We start from the raw sequence: 19,352 nt of genomic DNA, 5'->3' as shown, positions 1-19,352 counted from the left end.
GGCAAAAGATAAAAAAAATAATGGCAAAATTATAAGTGAAAGCTACAGAGAATAGATTGCTCTAACCGGTTTTATTGTACTTTTATTCAAATATATTTTTAAGCCTGAGCCTGTAAAATCAGCCTGGCCAGCTCCAGATCATCCGGATAGGTAATTTTGATATTATCGGAACGCCCTTGTACCACACTGACGCTTTCACCAATATGTTCCAGTGCGCTGGCTTCATCTGTAATGGTGGCGCCCTCTTGCAAAGCTTGTTCAATCGCGTGTTTTAATCTACCCAACCTAGCCATTTGTGGCGTTTGCGCCTGCCAGAGCATTGAACGATCTACCGTTTCCTGAATATCAAAATCGCTGATTACACGCTTTAAGGTATCCCTTACCGGAATTGCCAGAATTGCCGCCCGATCCTGTGTAATCGCCGTATTGACCAGCTGTTGCAGACAGTCCAGACTAACGCAGGGACGTGCCGCATCATGTACCAGTACCCAATCATTTTCAGATGCTATTTCAGATAAATAGTTTAAAGCATTCAACACTGAATTGACCCGTTCTGCGCCGCCCAGACAAAAATGCGCTTTTTCCAGACTGGAAAATGGCAGCGTTTTTGCCACATTATCCTGCTCAGCAATCGCCAGCACATAACCCGTCAAGGGCAATTGATTCAGACGTGCAACCGTATGTTCAAGCACGGTTCGTCCCTGAATCATCTGATATTGCTTGAGTTCTGTTTTGGAAAAACGGCTACCCGAACCTGCAGCTGGAAGAATAACCCATAATTTATGGGGTGTTTGTTGGCTCAGGTGACTCATTGGTTCGCAGGTCTACATTCGAATTTGGATTAAGATAAATAGGTTTATATTGAGTACTGATCGTGCTCATTTGAATAAAAGTTTCGCGTGGCTTGATCAGGCCCAGATCTAAACGCGCATGTTCTTCGATGGCTTCAATACCATTCTTCAAATCATAAACTTCGGCCGCCAGAACGCGATTACGCTCTTTCAGCTCATCATTCAATTCCATTTGCTGCTGGATTTTCTGGGTCAGCTGCTGATGATCATGATAACCACCTTCACCAAACCAGTATAAATATTGAAACCCTGCGATCAAAATGATCGCAAGGCCCAACAGTACTTTACTCGCAGTCGAGTCGAATACATTTAACATTGACATAAGTCGCTTAGTTCAAACCTTTAAACTCAGCTTTACCGCGATATGCAGCATTAGTCAATTCTTCAATACGAAGTAACTGATTATATTTCGCTACACGGTCAGAACGGCAAAGTGAACCGGTCTTGATTTGACCTGCTGCTGTACCTACTGCAAGATCCGCAATAGTCGAATCTTCAGTTTCGCCTGAACGGTGTGAAATCACAGTAGAGTAACCATTTTCTTTCGCAAGATAGATGGCATCTAGAGTTTCAGTCAAGGTACCGATCTGGTTGTACTTGATCAGAATTGAGTTACCCACTTTCTCGTTGATACCACGTTGCAAGATTTTCGGGTTGGTAACGAACAGGTCATCACCTACCAATTGGATCTTGTCACCAAGGATAGACGTCAGGTAAGACCAACCTTCCCAATCAGACTCGTCCAGACCATCTTCAATCGAGATAATTGGGTATTGATTTACAAGACCTGCAAGGTAGTCAGAGAACTGGTTGCTGGTGAACGCTTTGTTGCCTTCGCCTGCAAGAATGTACTGACCATTTTTGTAGAATTCTGAAGATGCACAATCCAGCGCAAGCATGATGTCAGAACCTGCTTTGTAGCCAGTTTGACCAATTGCTTCAAGAATTACAGTAATTGCTTCTTCGTTAGAACGAAGGTTCGGTGCAAAACCACCCTCATCACCAACAGCAGTGTTTAAACCCTTTTTGTTTAAAACTGATTTTAAAGAATGGAAGATTTCAGCGCCAGCGCGTAAAGCTTCAGAGAATGAAGTGAAGCCTACCGGCTCAATCATGAACTCTTGAATATCAACGTTATTGTCTGCATGTGAACCACCATTGATGATGTTCATCATTGGTACAGGCATAGTCAGGATTGAGTTATTGCGAAGATTCGCAATATATTGGAACAAAGGAATTTTTTGTTCTTCAGCAGCAGCGCGCGCAGCAGCCAAAGATACCGCTAGTGTTGCGTTTGCACCCAGTTTTTCTTTGTTTTCAGTACCGTCAAGCGCGATCATCGTGTTGTCGATGTCTTTTTGCTCGAATACAGATTTACCAAGTAAAGCATCACGGATCAAGGTATTGACATTGTTGACCGCAGTTTTAACACCTTTACCTAAGTAACGCGCTTTATCTCCATCACGAAGTTCTAAAGCTTCACGAGAACCAGTTGAAGCACCAGATGGTGCACATGCACGGCCAACTACGCCAGATGCTAAGATTACGTCTGCTTCGATGGTAGGGTTACCACGAGAGTCCAAAATTTCACGTGCACGAATGTCAACGATTTGGCTCATGAACAATTCCTCAGTTGATTAATAAAAATGATGCGTCAAAAAAGACGCATCAATGTATCGAATTAATGGGTGTCTAACTTTTCGAAACCTTTAACCAAGGTATCCAATTCTTTTAGCTGTGCCAGGAAAGGCTCAAGTTGAGACATACGCAATGCGCATGGGCCATCACACTTGGCTTTTTCCGGATCAGGATGCGCTTCCAGGAATAATCCTGCAAGTCCTGTTGCCATACCGGCACGCGCCAATGTGGTGATTTGCGAGCGACGACCGCCAGCCGAATCTGCACGGCCACCTGGGGTTTGCAGCGCATGCGTCACATCAAAGAACACCGGCACATTCATCTCTTTCATGATGTCGAAGCCAAGCATGTCTACAACCAGATTGTTATAGCCAAATGCCGAACCACGTTCACAAATGATCAGCTTGTCATTTCCTGCTTCCAGACACTTATGCAGAATATGACGCATTTCATGTGGCGCTAAGAACTGTGCTTTTTTGATGTTGATGATGGCATCAGTTTTTGCCATGGCTTCAACCAGATCGGTCTGCCGGCTTAAAAACGCCGGTAGCTGGATAATGTCTGCTACTTCTGCAACAGGAGCCGCTTGGTACGGCTCATGCACATCGGTAATAATCGGCACATTAAAGTGTTTTTTAATGTCAGCTAACCACTCGAGACCTTTTTCAAGGCCCGGGCCACGAAACGAGTTCAGGCTGGAACGGTTGGCTTTGTCAAAGCTGGCTTTAAACACATAAGGAATACCCAAACGTGTACAGATATCGACATAGGTCTCTGCGATTTCAAAAGCCAGGTCTTTAGACTCAAGTACATTCATTCCGCCGAATAATACAAATGGCAAATGATTTGCCATTTGTATATCGCCCAAACGTACAATTTCTTGTGGTTTTAATTGCGACATTTAAACTTCCCTAGTTGTGTCCTAACATCAATTATTTGGTTTTTTGATACTGTTTTTTCGCAGCATCAATAAAACCGGCAAACAATGGATGACCATCACGTGGCGAGCTGGTAAATTCCGGGTGGAATTGTACTGCAACGAACCAAGGATGTGCAGGAATTTCAACAGTTTCCACCAAATGTTGTACTGGTGAATAACCAGAAATCTTCATGCCTTTTTCTTCAAGCAGTGGGATATAACGGTTGTTCATTTCATAACGGTGACGATGGCGCTCGATAATTTCTTCAGAACCATAGATTTCGGCTGTTTTTGTGCCTGCAACCAGTTCCGATTTTTGTGCACCTAGACGCATGGTGCCGCCCAGATCAGAATCGGCAGAACGCTGTTGAACTTCGCCGCGCTCATCTAACCATTCAGTGATCAAGCCAATCAATGGAGACTTGGTAGAACGGTTGAATTCAGTCGAGGTTGCATCTGCAATACCCACAACATTACGTGCGTATTCGATTACAGCCAACTGCATGCCTAAACAGATTCCAAGGAAAGGTACACCGTTTTCACGTGCGAATTTAATCGCCTGCATTTTGCCTTCAGTACCACGTTCACCGAAACCGCCTGGAACCAGAATCGCATCAGCATCTTTCAATACTTCTGCAACATCCTGGCTTTCAAGTTCTTCAGCATTGACATAGTCAATCTGAACTTTGACACGGTTTTGAATACCGGCATGTAGAAGTGCTTCATTCACAGATTTATATGCATCTGGAAGTTCAACATATTTACCTACCATCGCAACACGTACCGTGTATTCCGGATTCAGTAAAGCTTCTACCACGTTATCCCAATCGGTTAAGTCCGCTTCAGGAAGATCGTTATAGCCAAAACGTTCACAGATTAAATCATCAACATTCTGTTCATAGAAAGTACGTGGAATCTGGTAGATCGAACGTGCATCTTTACATACCACAACTGCACGTGCTTCAACGTTGGTAAATAATGCAATCTTACGCGTAGTATCGGCATCTACATCGTACTCGGTACGGCAGATAAGAATGTCTGGCTGAATACCAATCGACAGAAGTTCTTTAACAGAGTGCTGTGTTGGTTTGGTTTTTAATTCTGCTGCAGACTTAATGTATGGGAGTAACGTTAAGTGCATTAACATGGTACGTTTATGACCAAGTTCAACCATTAACTGACGTACAGATTCCATGAATGGGAGAGATTCAATGTCACCTACTGTACCGCCGATCTCTACAATCGCAACATCATAGCCTTCGCCTGCACGCAGGACACGTTCTTTAATGTTGTCAGTAATGTGCGGAATAACTTGCACAGTACCACCGAGGTAATCACCACGGCGTTCTTTGTTTAGAACATCCTGGTAAACACGGCCTGATGTGAAGTTATTGAGTTTGGTCATTTTCGCACGACGCAAGAAACGTTCGTAGTAACCCAAGTCTAAGTCTGTTTCAGCACCATCTTCTGTAACAAAAACTTCGCCATGCTGGAATGGGCTCATCGTCCCTGGATCGACATTAATGTATGGATCCATTTTTACCATGGTCACTTTTAAACCACGAGCTTCTAAAAGTGCAGCGACAGAAGCAGCTGAAATACCTTTACCTAGTGATGAAACTACACCACCAGTAACGAAAATAAAATGGGTCATTGGGTTTCTCGTACAATCGAGCCTAAATCGGCCTGCAATGTTGCGCAATTTTACTTTACCTTGTACCTATAAAGCAAAGTCAATCCGCATCAATTCAAAGAACAATAAACAATTGACTATTCTAACAGCAATTCCGATAAAAAATTACAGTAAGTTCATATGATTTCTATCTTGTAATTTGCTGCTATAATAGTGTAATCCCCTCCACACTTTTCTGTTTGATGCAATGATGATGAAGAAACTTTTAATCTGTACCGTAATCCTGACTGGCCTGACATTGACTGCGTGTGTAAAAAAAGAAGCACCTAAAGAAGAAGAACAAGTTGAAGTTAATCCAGCACCTGAAGTTGTAACACCTGAACCGGCACAATTTGAGCCGCTTGAACCTGTGGAAGAAGCAGTAACTGAGGAAGTACCAGAAACAACTGTCGAAATTCAGCGTGAACAGACCGCCAATACCACCACTGAAATCCGTCGTGAAGTGAAGAAGCCTGAACCTGTTGAAGCCACACCAGCTCCAGCAGAAGCGCCGTCAGAACCGACACCTGTTCAGGAACCTGCAAAACCTGCAGCGGCGCCTAAATCAAATGCTGACTCCAACAAGTCTGAAGAAGATGCCGTGGCAGATGCTATTGCTGCAGCCATGCCAGCGCTTGATTAATTAGTAGATCATTCATCAAAAAACCCAGCTTTTGCTGGGTTTTTTATATCATTCCTTAAACGGATGCTGGTGCAGAAGTACGAGATAAATGAATCAAATAGTCTGCCATTAATCGGGTAGCCCAGGATTCTGTTTGCATCAGACCTTGATAAAATCCGCAATGACTGCCTTTTTTGGTGGTAATGACCATGATATTCGACATCGCCCGGATTTTGTCTTTATAAGGTTCCAGATTCTGGATATGACACACCGGATCATCTTCAGCATTTAAAATCATCAATGGAACTTTGATATTTTCAAATACATAAATGGGATTGGTGGCCTTGCTATAACTTTCATAGTCTGCAAATCCGGCCAGTTGATAATAGCGCTGTTCAAATTCAGACAAGTCTTTCACCTCCAGTAATTGCTTCCAGGAAGGATAGATCTGCCAGGTTTCCTGATAAGGATGAATGAAGCGTTTGATCAGCTTTTTGGCCATGACTTTACTATAAAATGGATGTACATAGGCAAATCCGGTTTCGGTGTTATAGCCCGGACATAAGGCAAAAGCTGCTTTAAGTGGCGTCTGTTCGCCTTCTTCTCCAAGATAACGTACCAGTAAGCCGGTGCCGGCAGAAGATCCCACCCCATAAAGATCAGACCGAGGAAATTTATCCTGGATATATAACAGCTGTTCCCGCAAGTCCTGGGTGGAACCGAACAGGTTCATTTTAGGCACCGGCATCGGCAAATCGGCATGGCCACGGCGCAGACATAAGGCCACGCGCCAGCCAGTGTACTTGTACAGATCACGCACCAGCTCGCGCATCGACTCTGGAGAACCGGTAATGGTATGCAATAAAATAATGGTCGGCGTATTTGCCGGCAGATCTAGCCCATACCAGGCAATACCAGTAATTCCGCCATCCGACATTTTCAGCTGTTCGAGTACATCATATTTAAGTTTAATGGTATGTTTTTTAATAAGATCCAAATACAGGATATGTGCGTGTGCATTGGCTAACCACGGCGTAGGACGATATTTTTGTTGCAGCTGTGGTAAACGCTCAATTAATCCGGAAAAAACACCATTGGGATGATAATAAAGAGTCGGCTCATCAGCGCCACTGAAACGATCCAGATATTCACTGGAAAGCTGACCCAATTTTTTAAGCAACATTTTCATCTGTTATCCCCCTCTAGCTGTACTAGATGTGATTTACAAACTTCATGCCGACTTGAATCAATAATTCGAATTAAGTTTTAACTTGGAATGACTGCATCCGCTGGCCCATTTCTAAGGCTAAAGCTTCAAGTCCAGACTTAGGCCGGATCATCACTTCAAAATCAATGATCTGTCCTTCTTCATTAAACTGAATCATGTCAACTCCCTTTAGTTTTTTATCGCTTACCTGAGCAGAAAACTCAAGTACGACATTGTTACCATCTTCACTTATAAATTCACGGTGATAGGTGAAGTTTTCAAAGACCTGGATCACATTGCTCAGAATAAAAAACACCACCTGTTTGCCGGGATAAGGATGAAAAGCCACCGGTGAGCGAAATACAACTTCATCGGCAAGCAACTCGTTCAAGATCAACATATCGCGGGTGTCTAACATCGCATGCCAGCGTGCAAGGGATTTTTTTGTGGTTTCGATGCTCATTTTTGGTTCCTTTTTTGTTATTAAAAAATTAATCTCCCTCACCCCAACCCTCTCCCAAAGGGAGAGGGAGATAACACTTTTTATACCGATTTTCCCCTCTCCTTTAATAAAGGAGAGGGAAAAAGCAGTTTTTAATATTTTCAGATCACCGCTGCAAGTTCAGCACCCTGACGAATGGCACGTTTGGCATCCAGCTCACCCGCTTCTTTGGCACCACCAATCAGGTGTACACTTTTACCCGCGGCTTGCAGTTCATCAAACATGGCAGTATAAGATTCCTGACCGGCACAAATGATGACATTATCCACCTCTAAAACCATCTGCTTATCATTGACGCTAATATGCAAGCCCTGATCATCAATCTTGTCATAGCTGGCACCCGCAATCATTTTTACCTCACGGTGTTTAAGTCCTGTCCGATGAATCCAGCCGGTAGTTTTGCCCAAACCCGAACCGACAGAAGCGGCTTTGCGTTGCAATAAATAAATTTCACGTGATGATTTTTCCAGGACAGGCGTCTTTAAACCACCGACCTGATCATATTTAGTGTCGATGCCCCACTCATCATAGAATTTTTCCGGATTCACACTCCCGCTTTCCCCTGTATGGCTCAGGAATTCTGCAGTATCAAAACCAATCCCGCCCGCACCAATAATCGCCACACGCTGTCCCACCGGTTTACGCTCTTTTAACACTTCAAGATAGGACAAGACCTTAGGGTGATCAATTCCGGAAATATCCAGTTGACGCGGTGTAACACCGGTTGCCACCACAATTTCATCAAATGCCGAAGCAGCAAGTTCAGTAAAACTGGCGGTATGATTCAGCTTTAACTTGATCCGGGGCTGCAACTCGATTTGACGTTTAAAATAGCGCAAGGTTTCATAAAACTCTTCCTTGCCCGGAATGGTTTTGGCGATATTAAACTGCCCGCCAATTTGTGCAGCAGCATCAAAGACCGTAACCTGATGCCCACGATTCGCAGCATAAACTGCAAAACTTAAACCGGCAGGACCTGCCCCAATTACAGCAATATTTTTTGCTTCTGCCACATCCTTAAAAATCAGCTCAGTTTCATAACAGGCCCGTGGATTGACCAGACAGGTAGCAATCTTCATCGAGAAAATATGGTCCAGACAGGCCTGATTGCAGCCAATACAGGTATTGATTTCATCACTACGACCCTGCTCTGCTTTCAGTACAAATTCAGAGTCAGCCAGCATTGGGCGCGCCATAGAGATCATATCAGCATCACCGGAAGCCAGTACATACTCAGCCATTTCAGGTGTATTGATGCGGTTAGAAGTAATGAGAGGAACTTTAACCAGACCTTTGAGCTTACGCGTCACCCAGGTAAAGGCTGCACGCGGCACCTTGGTGGCAATGGTCGGAATACGTGCTTCATGCCAGCCAATTCCGGTATTGATAATCGTGGCACCGGCCTTTTCAATCGCTTTGGCCAGTTGTACCACTTCATCTAAGCTGGAGCCACCTTCGACCAGATCCAGCATTGACAGACGATAGATAATAATAAAGTTTTCACCGACCATTTCACGGGTACGGCGTACAATCTCGATCGGAAACCGAATGCGGTTTTCATAGCTGCCGCCCCACTCATCATCACGATGGTTGGTTCGTGCTGCGATAAATTCATTAATCAGATAACCTTCCGAACCCATAATCTCGACACCATCATAGCCCGCATACTGTGCTAGTCTGGCACAGTTGGCAAAGTCATCAATGGTTTGCTGGACTTCTGCCGAACTTAAGGCATGTGGCCTGGTCGGGTTAATTGGTGCCTGAATCGGAGAGGGTGCGACATTTTCGGCCTGATAGGAATAACGGCCCGTATGCAAAATTTGCAGGGCAATTTTCCCGCCTGCCTCATGTACCGCCTGGGTAATCACTTTATGCTTTTCGGCTTCTTCAATGCTATCCAGCTTGGAGCCACCCTGAAAGGTTACTCCATGATCATTAGGCGAAATACCACCCGTCACGATTAAGGCCACGCCACCTTTGGCACGTTCTGCATAAAATGCTGCCATCCGATCATAACCACCCGGTGCTTCCTCCAGCCCAACGTGCATCGAACCCATCAGCACCCGGTTTTTAAGTGTGGTAAAGCCCAAGTCAAGCGGGGCAAGTAAATTCGGATATTTAGACATTTCAACTCCTTAGCGTGCTGATGTGCTGGCTATTTTTATTCAGCTGATCAGATCATTGTGGGGACTGAGCAACTTTATGCAACTTGTTGCACTAATTTATAAGTCAGAATTGATTTTTATGCAACATGTTGCATAATAATCCCGAGTCATTTTTTTGAGACGTTTATGTCTTTATCGCATGTGCTACTGACCAGCCTGATTGAAAAACCCAGTACCGGAATTGAGCTGGCGCGTCGCTTTGACCGCTCGATGGGCTTTTTCTGGAATGCGACCCACCAGCAAATCTATCGAGAACTGAATGCCATGTCAAAACAGGGCTGGATTTCAACGCTGGAAGATGATGATGCACATTCACGTAAAAAGACCTATCAGGTTGAACGCCCTGGACGTGAAGAACTGGCCCACTGGATGCTACAGCAAAGTCCGCCAGCACAGTTGCGCGAAGAACTGATGGTACGCTTACGTGCTGAAGCACAGCTCGGTGGCAACAACACACTACCGGAACTGGAACGACATTTGGTTTTGCATAAAGAAAAACTCCGGACTTATCAGCAGATTTTTGCTAAGGACTTTGCTCGGGCCGATGAAAATGATCGTACCTTATATATTCACAAAATGATTTTGCAACTGGGTATTGATCAGGAAATTGGCTGGATTCACTGGCTGGAAACCGTGATTCCGCGACTCAGACAGTTTGCATAAACTGTCAGGATAAACACAAGGAGAATACTCATGCCCTTTTATCACATGCCGGACGGCGAACAGCTGTTTGTACGTGAATACGGCCAGGGTCAACCGGTTTTAGTGTTGTCTGGTCTGGGCATGTTAAGCTGGCAATGGGCCGCCTTTTTATATCCGCATAGAAACAGGTTTCGCTTTATTATTCCGGAATGGCGTGGTTTTGGGGCGTCCAGGGACTGTAAAATTCCACCCGATCCGAATGCAATTAACTGCCACTGGCAGGATGTATGCTCAGTGCTGGATCAGCTTAAGCTCGATCGACTCATGGTAATTGCCTACTCTATGGGTGCAACTACATTTATGCATGGTCTGCATGCCGATGCTTTTGCCGAACGGATTACGGCATATTTGCATATTGATCAGACTCCCAAAATATCGGTAGATGACACTTGGGCCTTTGGGCTGTTCGGGCCGAAGCATAACGAGTTTATGGCAATTTTACAGCAGCTTTCTATCTTACTGGCTCAACACCAGCAGATTGAAATGCTGCGTGAACTGGATCAATCTGTGCGGCAACAGATCGCTACATTATGGCTGCGTTTTATTCAATTACAGAACAATCATAGATACAGCCTCAAGCTGTTTGAGTTTGCGCTGAATCACCCTCATTTACAGACACTTTTACTTCCCTCGCATCGTGTGGATTATATGGCCTGGTATATCAACAATTATCTCCATCATCGCGATGATTACCGTGAGACATTGAGCAAACTGCAATGTCCGGTGACTTTCTTTAGCGGCGCGCAATCCAAACTTTATCCGGTTGAAGGTCAGCGCCTGATTGCAGCAAGCCTGCCTCAGGCCAAACAAATAATTTTCAGCAAATCAGGTCATGCACCCTTGCTGACTGAGCCGCTAAAATTTGCCAGAGAACTCAGCACCTTCTTGAAAGAAAATTCACCTGGTACTTCGGCAGTTTAAATATTCAGGAGCAAGAACAATGAAAAAACTGGTGGTCTTTTCAGGTGCCGGTATGAGCGCAGAAAGCGGGATCAATACCTTCCGTGATAGTGATGGCCTTTGGGAGCAGTACCGGATTGAAGATGTCGCGACTCCACAAGCCTGGGCCAGAGATCCGGAACTGGTACAGCGCTTTTACAATGCACGCCGAAAAAACATTCTGGAGGCAGAGCCAAATGCTGCCCATGTACTGATTGCAGAACTGGAGCAGGATTATGATGTGCATGTCATTACCCAGAATATCGATGATCTGCATGAACGTGCCGGTAGCAGCAAAGTGATTCATCTGCATGGCAATATCCGTCTGGCCAAAACCTCAGGTCCAGATGCACAGAATACTGAGGAATTTTATCCGGTCGATGGTGCCGAGCTCGATTTAAATCAGCACTTTTGCAAGGCAGGTTATCCGCTGCGCCCACACGTGGTCTGGTTTGGGGAGGCTGTTCCTGCCTATGCCGAGGCACAAGCATGCATTCAGGATGCTGATATTTTTGTGGTGATAGGTACCAGTCTGCAAGTTTACCCTGTGGCAGGTTTGATTCATGAGATTCCGGTATCGTGTCAGGCCTATTACCTTGCCCCCCAAGCAGATCAGCAACAACTGCCGCCACAATTTCACAAAATTGCTCAAACAGCCACTCAAGGCATGCAACAGCTCAGTCAGTTACTAGGCAACCGGCTATCAACATCTCAGCGGAAATAAATTTCCCGATACTTTTGATTGACAGAGCGCAACAATCAATTTTTAATCAGCAGATTGTTGCATAAATGGAATTTGGGAATGCTGACTGATCTTGATGATTTTTACTGCTTTGCACAGGTGGTCGAGCACGGTGGCTTCAGTGCAGCCGAACGTGCCACTGACATTCCGAAATCCAAACTCAGCCGCCGGGTACATAATCTGGAAGAACGTTTAGGTGTTCGCCTGATTCAGCGTAGTTCGCGTCATTTTGCCGTGACCGATATCGGTATGAACGTTTACCGTCATGCTCAAGTCATGTTAAATGCAGCACAGGCAGCCCATGATCTGGTCGATCATCTCAGCACTGAACCGCGCGGGACGATTAAAGTTAGTTTGCCGGTTTCGATTGCCCAGAATGAAATCGCCAGAATCCTGCCAGACTTCCTCAAGCAATATCCACAAATCAAAGTTCAGATGATGGTCACCAATCGCAAGGTTGACATTATCAATGAAGGCTGTGATCTAGCACTGCGGGTACGCTCCAGCCTGGATGATGACCCGAATCTGGTGATCCGCCAGTTCGAAAAAATTGAACAGCATCTATTTGCCAGTCAGGGTTATCTGAATCAGTTTGGCGAGCTAAAAACTCCGGAACAACTGGCCGAGCACAAAATTTTGAGTATGGCAGAAGACCATACTGAACAATATCTGACCTTACAAAATGAACAGCAGGAACAAAAGAAAATCCGGGTTAGCCCGACTGTGCTGGGGTCAGATCTGAACATGCTGGCCCAACTGGCAACATCGGGTTGCGGCGTTACTTTATTACCCGATAACGTAGTGCAACAGTATATTGCAAGCGGCGAACTGGTACGGGTTCTGCCTGACTGGAAGGCTCCACATGGTATTTTCCACGCAGTTTATCCTTCCCGGCGTGGCCTGTTGCCTGCGGTGCGGGTCTTTATTGATTATCTGGTGGCTGAATTAAACCGTAGCTAAATACCTATTCTTATTCAATATCTGGAAAAAAAATAGCTCATTCTTGGGGAAAAATGAGCTAGAGATAAGGTTCACTACAGCACAGTGAATAAAAAAGGAAACTTTTGTAACTGATAATCATCTTAACCAGTATCACCAGCTTAAACCACTGTTTTACGATAGTGTTTTGTATGTTTTTGTCAATCAAAACCCTTAAGTTGTAAATTCTGTAAGTGAAAACCTTCTCGCAGGATATATCTGGAACGGTATTAAATTTCCGGATATTCACCTGTGCCTTCAGGCCATGGTGACAACACTTCAAATCCGGTTTCGGTGACATAGATCATATGTTCCCATTGTGCAGACCATGATTTATCTGTGGTGACGACCGTCCAGCCATCTTTCAGCTCTTTAACGCGGGCTTTGCCCATATTTACCATTGGCTCAATGGTAAATACCATGCCTGGCACCAGCTTGATCCCCTGACCCGGCTGACCATAATGCAGGATATTCGGCTGCTCATGATAAACCTTGCCGATGCCATGACCACAATATTCACGCACAATCGAATAGCCTTCACGATGTGCCACGCTTTGAATCGCATAACCGATATCACCCAAGGTAGCACCTGGTTTGACTGCATGGATACCGGCGACCATAGCCTCATAAGTGGTATTGACCAGACGTCTGGCTTCTGGAGAAGGTGTTCCGACATAGTACATCCGGCTGGTATCTCCGAAATAACCGTCTTTAATGATTGCGACATCAATATTGATAATATCGCCATCCTGCAACACAGTTTCCGCTGAAGGAATACCATGACAGACCACTTCATTTGGCGAAATACAGGTGGTTTTGGTATAGCCATAATAGCCAATATTGGCCGGTGTGACCTGCAGAGTATTTACGATAAAATCATGGCAGAGATCATCCAAATATTCAGTCGTGACACCTGGCTTGACATGCTCCCCGATCATCGCTAAAACTTCTGCAGCCAAACGCCCAGATATCCGCAGTTTTTCCACATCTTGCTCAGTTTTAAGACTAATCGCTGGAGCTCGCATATACCTATCCTCACTATGAATCCGTGAATTATAGTCCCTTTTCTGTTAGATATGTCGTCGTTGTGGCCTTGGGGGCTGGTAATTTTTCTGTAAATCAGAATTTCTACTGTTGATTATTTATACAAACAATAAATGACATATTTTAATCGCTATTCCAGACATCTTATAAATTTATAAAGAAAAAGATATTTTCCAAAGAATTATCAATTATATATTTCTACCAAAGTTTGGATAACATGTTTTTTGATCCGCAAACCCAATAGAATCAAGGCTTCTGGCCTCAAAATAAACTCCAAAAAATTGGACATATACACTAAAATCTCTTTCTTTTGGTCGATTGATCTCCCTTTATGACAAGTCTACGTACCCGGGATATTGTCGCCCTAGGTTTTATGACCTTTGCACTGTTTATTGGTGCGGGCAACATTATCTTCCCTCCCATTGTGGCTCAACAGGCCGGTGAACATGCATGGCTGGCTGCCTTCGGCTTCCTGATCACTGCGGTCGGTTTGCCTGTAATCACTATTATTGCTTTGTCGCGCGTTGAAGGCTCGATTCAGGCGCTTAGCTCTCCTCTTGGTAAAACAGCCAGCATTTTGCTGACTGTGGTGTGTTACCTGGCGGTTGGCCCTTTATTTGCAACACCGCGTACTGCCACGGTTTCTTATGAAATTGGTTTTTCATCCTACTTTGGCAATGAATCTGGCAGCCTGCTCATTTATAGCATTATCTATTTTGCTATAGTGACCGTGATATCGTTATATCCAAACAAGATTCTGGATACTGTGGGCTATTTCCTGTCGCCACTTAAAATTATTTCTTTGCTGATTTTAGGTGTGGCAGCCGTGATGATTCCTGCCAGCAATCCACCGGCAGCGATTAATAATTACATCAGCAGTCCAGTAACTGAAGGCATTGTGAATGGTTATTTGACCATGGATACTTTAGGTGCATTGGTTTTCGGTATTGTGATTGTGAAAGCCATTACCTCACGTGGTGTAAGCGATAAAAAACTGATTACCAAATATGCGGTCATTGCCGGCATTATTTCTGGTATCGGTTTGACACTGGTCTATCTAAGTCTGTTTAAACTTGGACTGGGTAGCCATGAAATTGCACCAAATGCAGCCAATGGTGCGATCATCCTGCATGCCTATGTACAACATGCTTTTGGTGATCTGGGTGCTTATTTCCTGTCTGGCATGATTTTCATTGCCTGTATGGTCACTGCGATTGGTCTGACCTGTGCCTGTGCGGAATATTTCTCCAGCTTGACAAAGATCCCATACAAGGTTTTTGTATTTATTCTGGTCGGTTTCTCACTGCTTATTTCCAACCTGGGTTTAACCAAGCTGATTGCGGTTTCGGTTCCCGTATTGAGTGCGATTTATCCGCCTGCGATTAGTGTCATTCTGCTGAGCTTCTGCGCCGGTTTCTTCAAAAAACCGTCTCATGTTATTGCACCAGTGACCCTGGTAGCATTCATTTTCGGTGTTTTTGACGGATTAAAAGTCGCTGGTTTTGAATTACCTGCCATCCTGCAAAACTTACCTCTTTCAGAACAGAATCTGGCCTGGTTTATCCCGTCCATGATTGTATTGCTTATTACAGCTGTAATTGACCGCATCAGAAACTAATCTTTCCAGGCTGTCTGATAAAAATCGTATTTTTACCCAAAATCCGGTTTTACTGTGATCAATAATTGTCAGGTTTTACCCAAACGGACTTTTATTGTTTCTTATCGAGAAAATCACATCGCTGCTGTATGCCAAGATCTGTACTTGCGCTAGAAATAATGCGCAATGCATGCGCTCAAACAAAGTCATTTTTAATATAAATATAAACAAAATCTTGAATTTCCAGCTTTTAGATACCTGTTGTTGCCGACTTACACCATCTTGCCCTCCGACCTATACACAGTCTTACACTTTGTTGATTAAGACCACACATCTTTGGCGTAAAATTTGCACTTTCTATCGGGTCGCAGTACAGGATTGCTGACTATTGTTTCGATAATTCTGCTGGAGGTGAGTCAAATATATAATGCATTATTAATCAATTGATTATGTGGTTATACGACTAAAGAAGGCCTTTTTCACCCTGAAAGCGCATTGCAGTGGTTGCAAAGGCTGAGTTTAAGCAGTACAACTGTATATTCAATTCTGACTAGCTTAATCTGCTTTAGTCTTCAATAACATAAATAAATGGGAGGGATGGAGATGTTATCATTACATTTCAACAAGCAAGTCTTCATTGACGCTCTTAAAGCCAACAACACCAATCTGGTGACATTTATATGCACCACTTTTGCACTCATGCTGACTTTAACCGTCCATTGCTTAATTCAAGGTAATTTAAAACTTGAATACTTTGGTTATGCACTGATAGTCTCAGCTGCCTTTTTCCTCTGGGCTGCCATAGACCAGAAATACCGATAATCAAATTTTAAATTAGCCCAGATGGATGATTTGGCCAGTCATCCATCTGGTGAAAAAAAGAATTAATTTTCAATCATTTCAGATATAAAAAAGTATTAAAATAATATGGAAAATGCCCCGTAAATCAAAACTCCTGTTCCTCCAAGTTCTGCGACAATCAGACCCAGCATTGCTAGAGTCATCAAACTGCCAGGTAAATGAAATTTCCCCAGTTGATGCGGCCGTTTAAACTGATTGGTGGTATCCTGCAAAAAGCCATGCAGCATATAAGCCGCAATTGAAAAGCCGAAAAATCCGATATTTAGCAATACGCAGATCAGGTTCACGCTACTGGAAAAATCGGAATAATAAGCCAGAACCGCCAGAATTAAAGTCGCCGGTGCATACAGCAGGCTGCTGCGATGGGCAATATCAACATAATAATGGGCGCGTGACTGCGGTGATTGACGTATCTGCCAGTATTTCCAGACGCCGGTAAACATCCCGACCCACAAGAATATTCCACTAAAAATAATGGCGATTTTAACTGCCAGATCCAGTTCCATTGCTTGCATAAAATGATTCCATATTTATTATTTTACTGACTTCTAAGTCATGCTTTGCATCAGCATCACTTTAAAAACTGTATAAAGTTAAAGCTTCATCAGGAAGCTAAAATCATAGTGTATCGTATGTCTGAATTTGAAACATTGACTCTACAGTGTCAGGATGGCTATCGCTTGAGTGCACGTTTTTATGCTGCCACTTCAGAATCCAAGAAATTTCCCGTATTAATCTGTCCGGCGACCGGTATTACCAAACAGTTTTACCATCGTTTCTGCATCTGGCTGCAAGCGCAAGGCTATGCTGTTCTGGTCTTTGATTTTCGGGGAATTGGTGATTCACTCGTAGGCCCTTTGAAACAGTCCAAAGCCAGCATCGTGCAATGGGGTCAACTGGATATTCCGGCTGCGATTGATGCCTTATTGGCGCGTACAGAGGCAGAAAAAGTACTTTTGCTGGGCCATAGTGCTGGCGGTCAGCTTTTGGGGATTGTTCCGAATTATCATAAAGTCGCGAAAGTGGTGGCGGTGTCTGGCTCAACCGGACACATCAAAGGACTCAAGGGCAAAACCAAACTGCTTGCACCGGTCATGTTTCATCTGATTTTCCCGCTGGCCCGCATAAGTAAAGGCTATGGGCCAACTCAAGCCATTGGCATGGGCGAAAACCTGCCTAAGGATGTGGCACGGCAATGGGCACAGTTCTGTAGCAAGCCGGGTTATGTCATGAATGCAATCGGCAAAACACTGCCACCAAGTTCAGACTTCCATGCCCGAATCACCTGCCCGATTATCTCGCTCTGGTCATCGGATGATGAAATTGCGACTGAGGCCAATGTCAAGGATTTGCTGCGTTTATACCCAAATGCAGAAACCCAAATGCTCGAGCTGAAACCTGGCAATTATGCGCATAAAAGCATTGGTCATATGCTAATGTTTAAGAAATCGCATCAGAATTTATGGCCAGTGATTGAACAACAGTTGGCGATTTAAATCAGATTTAGATGGTTATTTGACAGTTGCTATGTTTTAATACGCTCAGTTTGAGATGAGCCTCTTACAGTATATGGGCTTGACCTATATACGACTAGCCCCTAACCATGGGGCTTTTTAATATCTGGATATAAATAAAAGCCACTCATTGAGCAGCTTTTGGCAAAACAATTATCCAAAGAATCCGATCGTGCCTTGAATCACGATGGCATTGACAATATCGACAAAGAAAGCACCTGTCAGTGGAATAATCAGGAAAGCTTTATGTGATGGTCCATAAGTATTGGTTACCGCCTGAATATTGGCAATGGCTGTTGGGGTTGCACCCAGGTTTACGCCACATTGACCTGCACACAATACTGCGGCATCGTAGCTTTTACCCATAACCCTAAACGTCACAAAGTATAAATACAGCGCCAGTACCACGGTTTGAACCAATAAAATAATCACCAAAGGCCCGGCCAAATCAGCCAGTAACCAGAGTTGTAATGACATCAGTGCCATGGATAAAAACAGTGCCAATGAGGCATTGCCGAATACATCGATACAACGGTCAAACAATTCAACTTTGAAGATCATTTCCAGGCTATTACGCAAAATCACACCACATGCCAGTGCCCAGACAAATGTTGGCAACTCGAACCATTGTCCCCGTGCAAATTCTGTCATGAAATAGGCAAAGCTAATACAGATTGCGAACATCCCCATGGTTTTTACCGCATCATCCGCAGTGATTAAACGGGTTTTTTCAGGATATTCAAAGGGTGCCGTTTCAGATGAAGGTGGTGCTTCATTACGACCTGAGGTAGGTGCCAATTCTTCTGCCAGCTGAAAACGACGGATCAGGAACTTGGCCACTGGCCCGCCCATCATTCCACCAATAACTAAACCAAAAGTGGCACTGGCCATTCCCAGAACAACCGCTCCTTGAATGCCATGCTCTTGCTCAAATACTATTCCCCACGCACCCGCTGTACCATGTCCACCTGTAAGCGTCACCGAGCCGGTAATAAGACCGATCAGTGGATCAAGTCCTAAAGCTGTGGCCAGACTTATGCCTATGACGTTTTGCAGAAGTACAAAGACGACGACACAACCCAAAAACAAAATAAGCGATTTTCCACCTTCTTTGAGTTTACCCAAACTTGCACTCAGGCCTACCGAAGTAAAGAACATCAACATAAAGATTTGCTGGATATTGGGGTCAAAATTTACGGTAATGTTAGAACTTTTAAATAGAATAAAGGTCACAATCGCAGCTACTAAACCGCCTGCCACTGGTTCTGGAATATTGTATTTTTTTAAAATGGAAATCTTGTTAACAACAAAATAACCTATAAATAAGACAAATACAGCGATGACAATTGTCAAAAAAGCATCTAGCTCATAATTCATTCAATCTATATCCCCTTTATTT

19 protein-coding genes are annotated in these 19,352 nt (G+C 44.1%); 8 read left to right on the top strand and 11 right to left on the bottom strand.

The features are described from left to right. Positions 1 to 98 precede the first annotated feature (98 nt). From ispD to pyrG, 5 genes are all read right to left on the bottom strand, one after another. Positions 99 to 812: a 2-C-methyl-D-erythritol 4-phosphate cytidylyltransferase gene (gene ispD, locus AC3IT7_RS06085; protein ID WP_489249752.1), complete on the bottom strand. Its 714-nt coding sequence runs from the start codon at positions 810 to 812 to the stop codon at positions 99 to 101. Continuing rightward, entirely contained in the window at positions 781 to 1,173 is a 393-nt protein-coding gene (locus tag AC3IT7_RS06080) for a septum formation initiator family protein (protein WP_475654356.1), read from the bottom strand. The genes ispD and AC3IT7_RS06080 overlap by 32 nt, the downstream gene beginning before the upstream one ends. 7 nt (positions 1,174 to 1,180) lie before the next feature. Continuing rightward, positions 1,181 to 2,470 (bottom strand): phosphopyruvate hydratase, encoded by a 1,290-nt coding sequence (gene eno / locus AC3IT7_RS06075; protein ID WP_489249751.1) that lies wholly within the window; start codon positions 2,468 to 2,470, stop codon positions 1,181 to 1,183. Between the two features lie 62 nt (positions 2,471 to 2,532). Next, positions 2,533 to 3,390, bottom strand: coding sequence for a 3-deoxy-8-phosphooctulonate synthase (kdsA, locus tag AC3IT7_RS06070; protein ID WP_489249750.1), 858 nt, complete (start codon positions 3,388 to 3,390; stop codon positions 2,533 to 2,535). Between the two features lie 31 nt (positions 3,391 to 3,421). Continuing rightward, entirely contained in the window at positions 3,422 to 5,062 is a 1,641-nt protein-coding gene (gene pyrG / locus AC3IT7_RS06065; RefSeq protein WP_475654354.1) for a CTP synthase, read from the bottom strand. A 226-nt stretch (positions 5,063 to 5,288) separates the two neighbouring features. Between pyrG and AC3IT7_RS06060 the strand changes: the two genes are divergently transcribed. Next, positions 5,289 to 5,723, top strand: a complete 435-nt coding sequence (locus tag AC3IT7_RS06060) for a hypothetical protein (protein ID WP_489249749.1) — start codon at positions 5,289 to 5,291, stop codon at positions 5,721 to 5,723. Positions 5,724 to 5,778: 55 nt separating this feature from the next. Here AC3IT7_RS06060 and AC3IT7_RS06055 read toward each other — a convergent pair whose 3' ends face one another. The 3 genes from AC3IT7_RS06055 to AC3IT7_RS06045 form a co-directional block, all read right to left on the bottom strand. Continuing rightward, positions 5,779 to 6,891, bottom strand: a complete 1,113-nt coding sequence (locus AC3IT7_RS06055; protein ID WP_475654352.1) for a YheT family hydrolase — start codon at positions 6,889 to 6,891, stop codon at positions 5,779 to 5,781. A 70-nt stretch (positions 6,892 to 6,961) separates the two neighbouring features. Then, entirely contained in the window at positions 6,962 to 7,372 is a 411-nt protein-coding gene (locus AC3IT7_RS06050) for a nuclear transport factor 2 family protein (RefSeq protein ID WP_489249748.1), read from the bottom strand. Between the two features lie 140 nt (positions 7,373 to 7,512). Then, complete coding sequence (locus AC3IT7_RS06045; RefSeq protein ID WP_489249747.1) at positions 7,513 to 9,537, bottom strand: 2,4-dienoyl-CoA reductase FMN-binding domain-containing protein; 2,025 nt, start codon at positions 9,535 to 9,537, stop codon at positions 7,513 to 7,515. A gap of 165 nt (positions 9,538 to 9,702) precedes the next feature. Here AC3IT7_RS06045 and AC3IT7_RS06040 point away from each other — a divergent pair, with 165 nt between their 5' ends. The 4 genes from AC3IT7_RS06040 (at position 9,703) to AC3IT7_RS06025 (ending at position 12,919) form a co-directional block, all read left to right on the top strand. Then, on the top strand, positions 9,703 to 10,239 hold the full coding sequence (locus tag AC3IT7_RS06040; protein ID WP_489249746.1) for a PadR family transcriptional regulator: 537 nt from the start codon (positions 9,703 to 9,705) through the stop codon (positions 10,237 to 10,239). Between the two features lie 30 nt (positions 10,240 to 10,269). After that, on the top strand, positions 10,270 to 11,199 hold the full coding sequence (locus AC3IT7_RS06035; RefSeq protein ID WP_489249745.1) for an alpha/beta fold hydrolase: 930 nt from the start codon (positions 10,270 to 10,272) through the stop codon (positions 11,197 to 11,199). 19 nt (positions 11,200 to 11,218) lie between these two features. Further along, positions 11,219 to 11,941 (top strand): SIR2 family NAD-dependent protein deacylase, encoded by a 723-nt coding sequence (locus AC3IT7_RS06030; protein ID WP_489249744.1) that lies wholly within the window; start codon positions 11,219 to 11,221, stop codon positions 11,939 to 11,941. 78 nt (positions 11,942 to 12,019) lie between these two features. Then, on the top strand, positions 12,020 to 12,919 hold the full coding sequence (locus tag AC3IT7_RS06025) for a LysR substrate-binding domain-containing protein (protein WP_489249743.1): 900 nt from the start codon (positions 12,020 to 12,022) through the stop codon (positions 12,917 to 12,919). 248 nt (positions 12,920 to 13,167) lie between these two features. On the opposite strand, the gene map is transcribed toward AC3IT7_RS06025, so the two are convergent. Then, positions 13,168 to 13,962 carry a type I methionyl aminopeptidase gene (map, locus tag AC3IT7_RS06020; RefSeq protein ID WP_489249742.1) on the bottom strand — a complete coding sequence of 265 codons (795 nt, stop codon included), beginning with the start codon at positions 13,960 to 13,962 and terminating at the stop codon, positions 13,168 to 13,170. A 350-nt stretch (positions 13,963 to 14,312) separates the two neighbouring features. On the opposite strand from map, the gene brnQ reads away from it, so the two are divergent. Together brnQ and AC3IT7_RS06010 are read left to right on the top strand one after the other, a co-directional pair. Beyond that, positions 14,313 to 15,599 (top strand): branched-chain amino acid transport system II carrier protein, encoded by a 1,287-nt coding sequence (gene brnQ, locus AC3IT7_RS06015; protein WP_489249741.1) that lies wholly within the window; start codon positions 14,313 to 14,315, stop codon positions 15,597 to 15,599. Positions 15,600 to 16,181: 582 nt separating this feature from the next. Next, the gene (locus AC3IT7_RS06010) at positions 16,182 to 16,400 is read left to right on the top strand and encodes a hypothetical protein (protein ID WP_004645284.1); all 219 of its coding nucleotides are present in this window, start codon (positions 16,182 to 16,184) and stop codon (positions 16,398 to 16,400) included. A gap of 95 nt (positions 16,401 to 16,495) precedes the next feature. On the opposite strand, the gene AC3IT7_RS06005 is transcribed toward AC3IT7_RS06010, so the two are convergent. Continuing rightward, the gene (locus AC3IT7_RS06005) at positions 16,496 to 16,954 is read right to left on the bottom strand and encodes a hypothetical protein (RefSeq protein WP_489249740.1); all 459 of its coding nucleotides are present in this window, start codon (positions 16,952 to 16,954) and stop codon (positions 16,496 to 16,498) included. Positions 16,955 to 17,071: 117 nt separating this feature from the next. On the opposite strand from AC3IT7_RS06005, the gene AC3IT7_RS06000 reads away from it, so the two are divergent. Next, complete coding sequence (locus tag AC3IT7_RS06000) at positions 17,072 to 17,935, top strand: alpha/beta hydrolase family protein (protein ID WP_489249739.1); 864 nt, start codon at positions 17,072 to 17,074, stop codon at positions 17,933 to 17,935. A 171-nt stretch (positions 17,936 to 18,106) separates the two neighbouring features. Here the strand turns inward: AC3IT7_RS06000 and gltS are convergent, their stop codons facing one another. Next, the gene (gltS, locus tag AC3IT7_RS05995) at positions 18,107 to 19,330 is read right to left on the bottom strand and encodes a sodium/glutamate symporter (protein ID WP_489249738.1); all 1,224 of its coding nucleotides are present in this window, start codon (positions 19,328 to 19,330) and stop codon (positions 18,107 to 18,109) included. Positions 19,331 to 19,352: the final 22 nt, after the last annotated feature.

The sequence above is a fragment of the Acinetobacter sp. KH_038 genome, from assembly GCF_057839405.1.
Note: the sequence above shows the minus strand (reverse complement) of the source record. Positions and strands in the feature narration are given on the sequence as shown.